The organism is Escherichia sp. MOD1-EC7011, from assembly GCF_002965005.1.
In the GTDB taxonomy this organism is placed as follows: Bacteria; Pseudomonadota; Gammaproteobacteria; order Enterobacterales; family Enterobacteriaceae; genus Escherichia; species Escherichia ruysiae.
On sequence record NZ_PTRD01000019.1, the window covers coordinates 1 to 12,464 of the forward strand.

11 protein-coding genes, 1 pseudogene and 1 riboswitch are annotated in these 12,464 nt (G+C 53.9%); of the genes and pseudogenes, 9 read left to right on the top strand and 3 right to left on the bottom strand.

Annotated elements, in window-relative coordinates; all coding sequences use genetic code 11:
- The first annotated feature begins 353 nt into the window (after nt 1–353).
- From leuL to leuD, 5 genes are all read left to right on the top strand, one after another.
- Nucleotides 354–440, top strand: a complete 87-nt coding sequence (gene leuL, locus A7098_RS08745; RefSeq protein ID WP_001300467.1) for a leu operon leader peptide — start codon at nt 354–356, stop codon at nt 438–440.
- 92 nt (nt 441–532) lie between these two features.
- Entirely contained in the window at nt 533–2,104 is a 1,572-nt protein-coding gene (gene leuA / locus A7098_RS08750) for a 2-isopropylmalate synthase (RefSeq protein ID WP_105280673.1), read from the top strand.
- Nucleotides 2,104–3,195 carry a 3-isopropylmalate dehydrogenase gene (leuB, locus tag A7098_RS08755; RefSeq protein ID WP_000042349.1) on the top strand — a complete coding sequence of 364 codons (1,092 nt, stop codon included), beginning with the start codon at nt 2,104–2,106 and terminating at the stop codon, nt 3,193–3,195. Before leuA ends, leuB begins: the two co-directional genes overlap by 1 nt.
- A gap of 2 nt (nt 3,196–3,197) precedes the next feature.
- The gene (leuC, locus tag A7098_RS08760) at nt 3,198–4,598 is read left to right on the top strand and encodes a 3-isopropylmalate dehydratase large subunit (RefSeq protein ID WP_105280674.1); all 1,401 of its coding nucleotides are present in this window, start codon (nt 3,198–3,200) and stop codon (nt 4,596–4,598) included.
- 10 nt (nt 4,599–4,608) lie between these two features.
- Entirely contained in the window at nt 4,609–5,214 is a 606-nt protein-coding gene (gene leuD / locus A7098_RS08765; protein ID WP_000818244.1) for a 3-isopropylmalate dehydratase small subunit, read from the top strand.
- Between the two features lie 107 nt (nt 5,215–5,321).
- Here the strand turns inward: leuD and A7098_RS24390 are convergent.
- A pseudogene (locus A7098_RS24390) lies at nt 5,322–5,427 on the bottom strand (glucose uptake inhibitor SgrT).
- A gap of 115 nt (nt 5,428–5,542) precedes the next feature.
- Between A7098_RS24390 and sgrR the strand changes: the two are divergent.
- The 4 genes from sgrR to thiQ all read left to right on the top strand — a co-directional run bounded on the left by sgrR (nt 5,543) and on the right by thiQ (nt 10,613).
- Nucleotides 5,543–7,198 (top strand): DNA-binding transcriptional regulator SgrR, encoded by a 1,656-nt coding sequence (gene sgrR, locus A7098_RS08775; protein ID WP_105280675.1) that lies wholly within the window; start codon nt 5,543–5,545, stop codon nt 7,196–7,198.
- Between the two features lie 33 nt (nt 7,199–7,231).
- A riboswitch (TPP riboswitch) is annotated at nt 7,232–7,331 on the top strand.
- A gap of 30 nt (nt 7,332–7,361) precedes the next feature.
- A complete protein-coding gene (thiB, locus tag A7098_RS08780; RefSeq protein ID WP_105280676.1) occupies nt 7,362–8,345 on the top strand; it encodes a thiamine ABC transporter substrate binding subunit in 984 nt (327 codons plus the stop codon).
- A complete protein-coding gene (gene thiP, locus A7098_RS08785; protein WP_105280677.1) occupies nt 8,321–9,931 on the top strand; it encodes a thiamine/thiamine pyrophosphate ABC transporter permease ThiP in 1,611 nt (536 codons plus the stop codon). Before thiB ends, thiP begins: the two co-directional genes overlap by 25 nt.
- Nucleotides 9,915–10,613 carry a thiamine ABC transporter ATP-binding protein ThiQ gene (gene thiQ / locus A7098_RS08790; protein WP_105280678.1) on the top strand — a complete coding sequence of 233 codons (699 nt, stop codon included), beginning with the start codon at nt 9,915–9,917 and terminating at the stop codon, nt 10,611–10,613. Before thiP ends, thiQ begins: the two co-directional genes overlap by 17 nt.
- A gap of 81 nt (nt 10,614–10,694) precedes the next feature.
- Here the strand turns inward: thiQ and A7098_RS08795 are convergent, their stop codons facing one another.
- Together A7098_RS08795 and araC are read right to left on the bottom strand one after the other, a co-directional pair.
- Complete coding sequence (locus A7098_RS08795; protein ID WP_001148380.1) at nt 10,695–11,459, bottom strand: VTT domain-containing protein; 765 nt, start codon at nt 11,457–11,459, stop codon at nt 10,695–10,697.
- An 85-nt stretch (nt 11,460–11,544) separates the two neighbouring features.
- Nucleotides 11,545–12,423, bottom strand: a complete 879-nt coding sequence (gene araC / locus A7098_RS08800) for an arabinose operon transcriptional regulator AraC (protein ID WP_016159393.1) — start codon at nt 12,421–12,423, stop codon at nt 11,545–11,547.
- Nucleotides 12,424–12,464: the final 41 nt, after the last annotated feature.

Here is a 12,464-nt window from a genome sequence, read left to right on the forward strand (position 1 = left end):
CATTAATTCTTAACATTAATCGATCAATAATATTCATAAAATCAATATCAAAACATTCACTCAAAATATAATTCAATACAAATCATCAGGATAGATAGGGTAAAGAATAAATTTCCCTCCTTCTTACCTCATTGATTAAATGCCATAAATTATTCTGAAGTATGTCCACCAATGAAAGGTATGTGTTGTTAAGCAGAAATTAATATCGACTGTTTTAACCCGCGCAGCACAATTAGCTAATTCAACTCATGCAGAACTCACGCTGACGGGACGTTTTTGTTGCGTCAGGGTTGACATCCGTTTTTGTATCCAGTAACTCTAAAAGCATATCGCATTCATCTGGAGCTGATTTAATGACTCACATCGTTCGCTTTATCGGTCTACTACTACTAAACGCATCTTCTTTGCGCGGTAGACGAGTGAGCGGCATTCAGCATTAAGCCAGCACGCAGTCAAACAAAAAACCCGCGCCATTGCGCGGGTTTTTTTATGCCCGAAGCGAGGCGCTCTAAAAGAGATAAGGACCCAAACCATGAGCCAGCAAGTCATTATTTTCGATACCACATTGCGCGACGGTGAACAGGCGTTACAGGCAAGCTTGAGTGTGAAAGAAAAACTGCAAATTGCGCTGGGTCTTGAGCGTATGGGGGTTGATGTGATGGAAGTTGGTTTCCCCGTCTCTTCGCCGGGCGATTTTGAATCGGTGCAAACCATCGCCCGCCAGATCAAAAATAGCCGCGTATGTGCGTTAGCCCGCTGCGTGGAGAAAGATATCGACGTAGCGGCCGAATCTCTGAAAGTCGCCGAAGCCTTCCGTATTCATACCTTTATTGCTACCTCCCCAATGCACATCGCCACCAAGCTGCGCAGCACACTGGATGAGGTGATCGAACGCGCTATTTATATGGTGAAACGCGCACGCAATTACACCGATGATGTTGAATTTTCTTGCGAAGATGCCGGGCGTACACCGATTGCCGATCTGGCACGAGTGGTCGAAGCGGCAATTAACGCCGGCGCCACCACCATCAACATTCCGGATACCGTGGGCTACACCATGCCGTTTGAGTTCGCCGGAATCATCAGCGGCCTGTATGAACGTGTACCGAACATCGATAAAGCCATTATTTCCGTGCATACCCACGACGACTTAGGCCTGGCGGTCGGCAACTCACTGGCGGCGGTACATGCCGGAGCGCGGCAGGTAGAAGGCGCGATGAACGGGATCGGCGAGCGTGCCGGTAACTGTTCGCTGGAAGAAGTGATCATGGCGATTAAGGTACGTAAGGATATTCTCAACGTCCACACCGCCATTAATCACCAGGAAATATGGCGCACCAGCCAGCTAGTTAGCCAGATTTGTAATATGCCGATCCCGGTAAACAAAGCCATTGTCGGCAGCGGTGCGTTCGCACACTCCTCAGGTATTCACCAGGATGGTGTGCTGAAAAACCGCGAAAACTACGAAATCATGACACCAGAATCTATTGGTCTGAACCAAATCCAGTTGAATTTGACCTCTCGTTCCGGTCGTGCGGCGGTGAAACACCGCATGGATGAGATGGGATATAAAGAAAGTGAATATAATTTAGACAACCTGTACGACGCGTTCCTGAAACTGGCAGATAAGAAAGGTCAGGTGTTTGATTACGACCTGGAGGCGCTGGCCTTCATCGGTAAACAGCAAGAAGAACCGGAGCATTTCCGTCTGGATTACTTCAGCGTGCAGTCTGGCTCTAACGATATCGCCACCGCCGCCGTCAAACTGGTCTGTGGCGAGGAAGTAAAAGCGGAAGCCGCCAACGGCAACGGCCCGGTCGATGCCGTCTACCAGGCAATTAATCGCATCACTGACTACAACGTCGAACTGGTGAAATACAGCCTGACCGCCAAAGGTCACGGTAAAGATGCGCTGGGTCAGGTGGATATTGTCGCCAACTACAATGGTCGCCGCTTCCACGGCGTCGGCCTGGCCACTGATATTGTCGAGTCCTCCGCCAAAGCGATGGTACACGTGCTGAACAATATCTGGCGCGCCGCAGAAGTCGAAAAAGAGTTGCAACGCAAAGCTCAACACAACGAAAACAACAAGGAAACCGTGTGATGTCGAAGAATTATCATATTGCCGTATTGCCCGGAGATGGGATCGGGCCGGAAGTGATGACCCAGGCGCTGAAAGTGCTGGACGCCGTGCGCAACCGCTTTGCGATGCGCATCACCACCAGCCATTACGATGTAGGCGGCGCAGCCATTGATAACCACGGGCAACCACTGCCGCCTGCGACGGTTGAAGGTTGTGAGCAAGCCGATGCTGTGCTGTTTGGCTCAGTTGGTGGCCCGAAGTGGGAACATTTACCACCAGACCAGCAACCGGAACGCGGCGCGCTGTTGCCTTTGCGTAAGCACTTCAAATTATTCAGCAACCTGCGTCCGGCAAAACTGTATCAGGGACTGGAAGCGTTCTGCCCGCTGCGAGCAGACATTGCCGCTAACGGCTTCGACATCCTGTGCGTGCGCGAACTGACTGGCGGCATCTATTTCGGTCAGCCCAAAGGCCGCGAAGGTAGCGGACAATATGAAAAAGCGTTTGATACCGAGGTGTATCACCGTTTTGAGATCGAGCGTATCGCTCGCATCGCGTTTGAATCTGCCCGCAAGCGTCGCCACAAAGTGACGTCGATCGATAAAGCCAACGTGCTGCAATCCTCTATTTTATGGCGGGAGATCGTTAACGAGATCGCCATTGAATATCCGGATGTCGAACTGGCGCATATGTACATCGACAATGCCACCATGCAGCTGATTAAAGATCCATCGCAGTTTGACGTTCTGCTGTGCTCCAACCTGTTTGGCGACATTCTTTCTGATGAGTGCGCGATGATCACTGGCTCGATGGGGATGTTGCCTTCCGCCAGCCTGAACGAGCAAGGTTTTGGTCTGTATGAACCGGCGGGCGGCTCAGCACCAGATATCGCAGGCAAAAACATCGCCAACCCGATTGCGCAAATTCTGTCGCTGGCACTGCTGCTGCGCTACAGCCTGGATGCCGATGATGCGGCTTCCGCCATTGAACGCGCCATTAACCGCGCATTAGAAGAAGGCATTCGCACCGGGGATTTAGCCCGTGGCGCTGCCGCCGTTAGTACCGATGAAATGGGCGATATCATTGCCCGCTATGTGGCTGAAGGGGTGTAATCATGACTAAGACGTTATACGAAAAATTGTTCGACGCTCACGTAGTCTACGAAGCTGAAAACGAAACCCCTCTGTTATATATCGACCGCCATCTGGTACATGAAGTGACCTCACCGCAGGCGTTCGATGGCCTGCGCGCCCACGGCCGCCCGGTGCGTCAGCCAGGTAAAACCTTCGCCACCATGGATCACAACGTCTCTACCCAGACCAAAGACATTAATGCCTGCGGTGAAATGGCGCGCATCCAGATGCAGGAACTGATCAAAAACTGCAAAGAGTTTGGCGTTGAGCTGTATGACCTGAATCACCCGTATCAGGGGATCGTCCACGTGATGGGGCCAGAACAGGGTGTCACCTTGCCGGGGATGACCATTGTCTGCGGCGACTCGCATACCGCCACTCACGGCGCGTTTGGCGCACTGGCGTTTGGTATCGGTACTTCCGAAGTTGAACACGTACTGGCAACGCAAACCCTGAAACAGGGTCGTGCGAAGACCATGAAAATTGAAGTCCAGGGCAAAGCTGCGCCTGGCATTACCGCGAAAGATATCGTGCTGGCGATCATCGGTAAAACCGGCAGCGCAGGCGGCACCGGGCATGTGGTGGAGTTTTGCGGCGAAGCAATCCGTGATTTAAGCATGGAAGGCCGCATGACTCTGTGCAATATGGCAATCGAAATGGGTGCGAAAGCTGGTCTGGTTGCGCCGGACGAAACCACCTTTAACTATGTCAAAGGCCGTCTTCATGCGCCGAAAGGCAAAGATTTCGACGACGCCGTCGCCTACTGGAAAACCCTGCAAACCGACGAAGGCGCAACTTTCGATACCGTTGTTACTTTACAGGCAGAAGAGATCGCCCCGCAGGTGACCTGGGGAACTAACCCAGGACAGGTGATCTCCGTTAACGAGAATATCCCTGATCCCGCTTCGTTTACCGATCCGGTTGAACGCGCGTCGGCAGAAAAAGCGTTGGCCTATATGGGGCTGAAACCGGGTATTCCGCTGACCGAAGTGGCTATCGACAAAGTGTTTATCGGCTCCTGTACCAACTCACGTATTGAAGATTTACGCGCGGCGGCGGAAATCGCCAAAGGCCGGAAAGTCGCGCCAGGCGTACAGGCACTGGTGGTTCCCGGCTCCGGTCCGGTAAAAGCCCAGGCAGAAGCAGAAGGTCTGGACAAAATCTTTATTGAAGCCGGTTTTGAATGGCGCTTGCCTGGCTGCTCAATGTGTCTGGCGATGAACAACGACCGTCTGAATCCGGGCGAGCGTTGTGCCTCTACCAGCAACCGTAACTTTGAAGGCCGCCAGGGGCGCGGCGGGCGCACGCATCTGGTCAGCCCGGCAATGGCGGCCGCCGCTGCCGTGACCGGACATTTCGCCGACATTCGCAACATCAAATAAGGAGCACACTATGGCAGAGAAATTTATCAAACACACAGGCCTGGTGGTTCCGCTGGATGCCGCCAATGTCGATACCGATGCGATTATCCCGAAACAGTTTTTGCAGAAAGTGACGCGCACTGGTTTTGGCGCGCATCTGTTTAACGACTGGCGTTTTCTCGATGAAAAAGGCCAACAGCCAAACCCGGACTTTGTGCTGAACTTCCCGCAATATCAAGGGGCTTCCATTTTGCTGGCGCGAGAAAACTTCGGCTGCGGTTCCTCGCGTGAGCACGCGCCGTGGGCGTTGACCGATTACGGTTTTAAAGTGGTGATTGCGCCGAGTTTCGCCGATATCTTTTACGGTAACAGCTTTAATAACCAGTTGCTGCCGGTGAAATTAAGCGATGAAGAAGTGGACGAGCTGTTTGCCCTGGTGAAAGCCAATCCGGGGATTCACTTCGATGTGGATCTGGAGGCGCAAGAGGTGAAAGCGGGAGAGAAAACCTATCGCTTTACCATCGATGCCTTCCGCCGCCACTGCATGATGAATGGTCTGGACAGCATCGGTCTGACCCTGCAGCACGACGACGCCATTGCGGCTTATGAAGAGAAGCAACCGGCGTTTATGCGTTAGTTTGTACACCGTCCGGCACTCAATCGCTAAAAAGAAAAAAGCCAGCAGGTATTCACTGCTGGCGTGGCGATTAACACCAATACTCAGTCACACATGATGTCTGCAAATCAGTAGTCAGAATCACTCCCCTCCCACTGCATCTTGTTCTTCAGGCATAGCTAAACGTTGTAGAACGCTTAACCCGCGAAGCCAGCACATCTTCTCTGTCACGATAAAATAGTGCCGCTAAAACTGACGCATGGGATACCTCATTGCTTCATCGTTAAGAATTATTGACTTAATATAGGGAAAATAAAATTGCTGACTTTTGCGCAGGAGTTCCCCTTTTATGCCATCTGCTCGTCTGCAACAACAGTTCATCCGCCTGTGGCAATGCTGTGAGGGTAAATCTCAGGAGACAACGCTGAACGAACTGGCGGAGTTATTGAGCTGCTCCCGTCGTCATATGCGCACCCTGCTCAACACCATGCAGGATCGCGGCTGGCTGACGTGGGAAGCGGAAGTCGGGCGCGGCAAACGCTCGCGTTTAACGTTCCTCTATACCGGGCTGGCGCTACAACAACAGCGGGCAGAGGATCTGCTGGAGCAGGATCGCATCGACCAACTGGTACAACTTGTCGGTGATAAAAGCGCCGTGCGGCAAATGCTGGTCTCTCATCTGGGGCGTAGCTTCCGCCAGGGACGGCACATCCTGCGCGTCCTCTACTATCGTCCGTTGCGCAACCTGCTGCCTGGCAGCGCATTACGCCGTTCCGAAACGCATATCGCCCGGCAAATCTTCAGCGCGTTAACCCGCATAAATGAGGAAAATGGGGAACTGGAAGCGGACATCGCCCACCACTGGCAACAAATTTCCCCGCTTCACTGGCGCTTCTTTTTACGTCCGGGTGTCCATTTTCATCATGGTCGTGAACTGGAAATGGACGACGTGATCACCTCATTGAAACGGATCAATACGCTGCCGCTCTATTCGCATATTGCTGAAATTGTATCGCCGACGCCCTGGACGCTGGATATCCATCTCACGCAGCCAGACCGCTGGTTGCCGTTACTGCTGGGGCAAGTTCCGGCGATGATCCTGCCGCGTGAATGGGAAACCCTCAGCAACTTTGCCAGCCATCCTATCGGCACCGGTCCGTATGCGGTAATGCGTAACAGCGCCAATCAACTGAAAATTCAGGCATTCGATGACTTCTTCGGTTATCGCGCGCTAATCGACGAGGTTAACGTCTGGGTCTTGCCGGAAATTGCCGACGAGCCAGCCGGAGGGCTGATGCTGAAAGGACCACAGGGCGAGGAAAAAGAGATTGAAAGCCGTCTGGAGGAAGGTTGCTACTATTTACTGTTCGACAGCCGCACCCATCGCGGGGCGAATCAGCAAGTCAGAAACTGGGTAAGCTATGTGCTTTCTCCGACCAATCTGGTTTATTTCGCCGAGGAACAGTACCAGCAACTATGGTTCCCGGCTTATGGAATGCTCCCCCGCTGGCACCATGCCCGCCCGACACATTGCGAAAAACCAGCCGGACTGGAACATCTCACCCTGACCTTTTACCAGGATCATATTGAACATCGGGTCATTGCCAGGATCATGCAGCAGATTCTGGCAAGTCACCATGTCACGCTGGAAATCAAAGAGATCAGCTACGATCAGTGGCACGAAGGTGAGATCGAAAGCGACATCTGGCTTAACAGCGCCAACTTTACGCTACCGCTAGATTTTTCGCTGTTCGCGCACTTGTGCGAGGTGCCGTTGCTACAACACTGTATTCAGATCGACTGGCAAGCCGACGCCGCCCGCTGGCGCAATGGCGAGATGAATCTGGCGAACTGGTGCCAGCAACTGGTCGCCAGCAAAGCAATGGTGCCGCTGATCCATCACTGGCTGATTATTCAGGGGCAACGCAGTATGCGCGGCCTGCGCATGAATACCCTCGGTTGGTTCGATTTTAAATCGGCGTGGTTTGCGCCGCCGGATCCATGATTGCTGGTTGATAACAAAATCACTACACTAACGCCGTTCTCAACGGGGTGCCACGCAGACGCGTGCGCTGAGAAAATACCCGTCGAACCTGATCCGGATAACGCCGGCGAAGGGATTTGAGGCTCCTTCTCAAGTCCTTTGCCACTCTTTTTTGAGGTGCAAAGTGTTAAAAAAATGTCTTCCCCTGCTGTTGCTGTGCACAGCGCCCGTTTTCGCTAAACCCGTTCTGACTGTTTATACCTACGACTCCTTCGCCGCCGACTGGGGGCCTGGTCCGGTGGTTAAAAAAGCCTTTGAAGCCGACTGTAACTGCGAACTGAAACTGGTGGCGCTGGAAGATGGTGTCTCACTGCTCAACCGTCTGCGGATGGAAGGCAAAAACAGCAAAGCCGATGTGGTGCTGGGGCTGGATAACAATCTGTTAGATGCCGCAAGCAAAACTGGGCTGTTTGCTAAAAGCGGTGTGGCAGCGGATGCCGTTAACGTTCCCGGCGGCTGGAATAATGACACGTTCGTACCGTTTGATTACGGTTATTTCGCCTTCGTCTATGACAAGAACAAACTAAAAAATCCGCCGCAAAGCCTGAAAGAGCTGGTTGAGAGCGATCAGAACTGGCGAGTGATTTATGAAGATCCGCGTACCAGTACGCCGGGGCTGGGTCTGCTGTTGTGGATGCAAAAAGTCTATGGCAATAACGCCCCGCAAGCCTGGCAGAAACTGGCGAAAAAAACCGTCACGGTAACGAAGGGCTGGAGCGAAGCCTACGGCCTGTTTTTAAAAGGCGAAAGCGATCTGGTACTGAGTTACACCACCTCTCCGGCTTATCACATTCTCGAAGAGAAGAAAGATAACTACGCCGCTGCGAACTTCAGCGAAGGTCACTATCTGCAAGTGGAAGTCGCTGCCCGCACCGCTGCCAGCAAGCAGCCGGAGCTGGCGCAAAAGTTCCTTCAGTTTATGGTTTCTCCGGCTTTCCAGAATGCGATCCCAACCGGCAACTGGATGTATCCGGTGGCAAACGTCACGCTGCCTGCCGGTTTTGAACAATTGACCAAACCAGCAACCACGCTGGAGTTCACGCCAGCCGAAGTGGCGGCACAACGTCAGGCATGGATTAGCGAATGGCAACGCGCCGTCAGCCGTTAATTCCCGGCTGGTTAATTCCAGGCGTAAGCGCCGCCACGCTGGTGGTAGCGGTTGCACTGGCGGCGTTTCTCGCCCTGTGGTGGAACGCGCCGCAGGGTAGCTGGGCGGCAATCTGGCAGGACAGCTACCTGTGGCATGTGGTGCGCTTCTCCTTCTGGCAGGCGTTTCTCTCGGCGTTGCTCTCTGTCGTACCCGCGATATTCCTTGCCCGCGCGCTCTATCGCAGGCGCTTTCCGGGTCGGCTGGCGCTGTTACGTCTGTGCGCAATGACCTTGATCCTGCCGGTGCTGGTCGCCGTTTTCGGCATTCTTAGCGTCTATGGTCGCCAGGGCTGGCTGGCATCACTCTGGCAAACGCTTGGTCTGGAATGGACATTTTCCCCCTACGGCCTGCAAGGCATTTTGCTGGCGCACGTATTTTTTAATCTGCCGATGGCGAGCCGTTTATTACTTCAGGCACTGGAAAATATTCCCGGCGAGCAGCGCCAGCTTGCCGCACAGCTTGGGATGCGCGGCTGGCACTTCTTTCGTTTCGTCGAATGGCCGTGGTTACGGCGACAAATCCCGCCGGTTGCTGCGCTGATCTTTATGCTCTGTTTCGCCAGCTTCGCCACCGTGCTGTCGCTGGGCGGCGGGCCACAGGCGACGACTATCGAACTGGCAATCTATCAGGCGCTGAGCTACGACTACGATCCCGCCCGCGCGGCGATGCTGGCGCTGATCCAGATGGTGTGCTGCCTTGGGCTGGTGCTGTTGAGTCAGCGATTAAGTAAGGCCATTGCGCCCGGCACCACGATGCTGCAAGGCTGGCGCGACCCGGACGATCGTCTGCATAGCCGCATTTGCGACACTGTGTTGATTGTGCTGGCGCTGCTGCTGTTGCTGCCACCGTTACTGGCGGTCATTGTTGATGGCGTGAATCGCCAGCTACCGGAAGTGCTGACGCAACCGGTGCTGTGGCAGGCGCTGTGGACCTCGTTGCGTATTGCGCTGGCAGCAGGCGTATTGTGCGTGGTGCTGACCATGATGCTGCTGTGGAGCAGTCGCGAACTACGGGCGCGGCAAAAAATACTGGCGGGTCAGGCGCTGGAGATGAGCGGCATGTTGATCCTCGCCATGCCGGGTATTGTACTGGCAACGGGTTTCTTTTTGCTGCTCAACAATACGACTGGCCTGCCGCAATCTGCTGACGGCATTGTGATTTTCACCAATGCGTTAATGGCGATCCCTTACGCGCTGAAGGTGCTGGAAAATCCGATGCGCGATATCACCACCCGCTACAGCATGTTGTGTCAGTCGCTGGGCATTGAAGGCTGGTCGCGCTTAAAAGTGGTCGAGTTTCGCGCGCTGAAACGCCCGCTGGCGCAGGCGTTGGCCTTTGCCTGCGTGCTGTCGATTGGTGATTTTGGCGTGGTGGCGTTGTTCGGTAACGACGATTTCCGCACCCTGCCGTTTTATCTCTACCAGCAAATTGGCTCTTATCGCAGCCAGGACGGTGCGGTCACCGCGTTAATTCTGCTGCTGCTCTGTTTTCTGCTGTTTACCGTGATTGAAAAACTACCGGGGCGAAATGTTAAAACTGACTGATATCACCTGGCTTTACCACCATTTGCCGATGCGTTTTAGCTTAACGGTGGAACGCGGCGAGCAGGTGGCGATCCTCGGGCCAAGCGGCGCAGGTAAAAGTACCCTGCTGAATTTGATCGCCGGTTTTCTGACGCCAGCCAGCGGTTCGCTGACTATCGACGGCGTTGAGCACACCACGACGCCGCCGTCACGCCGTCCGGTGTCAATGCTGTTTCAGGAGAACAACCTGTTCAGTCACCTGACGGTCGAGCAGAACATCGGGCTGGGTTTGAATCCGGGATTGAAGTTGAACGCGGTACAACAGGAGAAAATGCACGCTATCGCCCGTCAGATGGGGATTGATAATTTAATGGCGCGGTTACCTGGCGAGCTTTCCGGCGGTCAGCGGCAGCGCGTAGCGTTAGCGCGTTGTCTGGTACGCGAACAGCCGATTTTATTGCTTGATGAACCGTTCTCCGCGCTCGATCCGGCGTTACGTCAGGAGATGCTGACGCTGGTGAGCACGAGCTGCCAGCAGCAAAAAATGACGCTGTTGATGGTATCGCACAGTGTGGAAGATGCGGCGCGGATCGCCACGCGCTCGGTGGTGGTCGCCGACGGGCGAATCGCCTGGCAGGGTAAGACTGATGAGTTGTTGAGCGGTAAAGCGAGTGCTTCGGCGCTGTTGGGAATTAAAGGTTAAAAGCGCACGGACAGTCCCCTCGCCCCTCTGGGGAGAGGGTTAGGGTGAGGGGAACAAACCAGTGCCGGTGCGAACTATCCCCTAAACCCCAACCACTTTACGCAAAATATCGATATACACCGGCATCAACGGATGGCGAATTAACACCACCAGCGCCACCACGCCAGTGGCAGATATCAACGGTGTCAGCCACAACAAATGACCACGCGACAAATAATGACTTAAACGGTCAGTTGCTTTACCGCTGCGCCATAACCGCCAACACAGCCAGCCGCCAACCCACAAAAACACCGCCGTCGCCAGCAACAGCCACTTAAACTCACCGCTCTGCATTCCGGCAGGAATATCAATCGCCGCGCCCGCCAGAATCCCCGGCAGGAAGTAAAACGGCGGCCACAACAAACAGCCGATAATATTTGGCGTGATAAATTTCGCCACCGGCAGATCCAGCATCCCCGCCACCATTGGCACCAGCGGACGCGTCGGGCCGACAAAACGACCGACCAGAATGGTGAACATGCTGTGCTGATGCAGCGCATGTTCGGTTTTGTCGAGTAGTGCTTTGTTTTTCTTCAGAAATGACCAACGATGCAACGGCTTTTTAAAACGCCAGCCCAGCCAGAAGGAGATCCAGTCGCCCATCAGGCAGCCAATAATCCCTGCCAGCCAGGCGTGCCAGAAACTTAACTCGCCACTGCCAATCAGCGCCCCCAGCCCCGCCATCAGCACCGTACCGGGTAGAATCAACCCGACCAGCGCCAGCGACTCCAGAAAAGCCACCAATAACACCGCCATCAATGAGTACACGGTGGATTGGGTAATAAAGTGTTCCAGCAATGCTTGCATAATGTGCCTGTCAAAGGGACGAAGCAGGGATTCTGCAAACCCATTGCCACTCCGTCAAGCCATCAATTGTCTGATTCGTTACCAGTTATGACAACCTGACAGCTACATCATTCACTTTTTCTTCACAACCAGCACGGAACTCACTAGGGCTCGCCCCGGTACATTTTTTAAATACCCTGGAAAAATAGAGTTGATCATCAAAGCCAACATTGCGCCCGACGGTGGCGATAGGCATCCGGGTGGTGCTCAAAAGCAGCTTCGCCTGACTAATGCGCTGGTCCTCGCGCCAGCTTAAGACGCTAATCCCTAACTGCTGACGGAACAGATGCGACAGACGCGACGGCGACAGGCAGACATGCTGCGCGACGCTGGCGATATCAAAATTGCTGTCCGCCAGGTGATCGCTGATGTACTGACAAGCCTCGCGTACCCGATTATCCATCGGCGGATGGAGCGACTCATTAATCGCTTCCATACGCCGCAGTAACAATTGCTCAAGAAGATTTATCGCCAGTAATTCCGAATAGCGCCCTTCCCCTTGTCCGGCATTAATGATTTGCCCGAACAGATCGCTGAAATGCGGCTGGTGCGCTTCATCCGGGCGAAAGAAACCGGTATTGGCAAATATTGACGGCCAGTTAAGCCATTCATGCCAGTAGGCGCGCGGACGAAAGTAAACCCACTGGTGATACCATTCACGAGCCTCCGGATGACGACCGTAGTGATGAATTTCTCCCGGCGGGAACAGCAAAATATCGCCCGGCCGGCAGACAAATTCTCGTCCCTGATTTTTCACCACACCCTGTCCACGAATGGTGAGGTTGAGAATATAGCCTTTCATTCCCAGCGGCCGGTCGATAAAAAAATCGAGATAACCGTTGGCCTCAATCGGCGTTAACCCCGCCACCAGATGGGCGTTAAACGAGTAACCCGGCAGCAGGGGATCATTTTGCGCTTCAGCCATACTTTTCATACTCCCGCCAATCAGAGAAGAAACCAATTGTC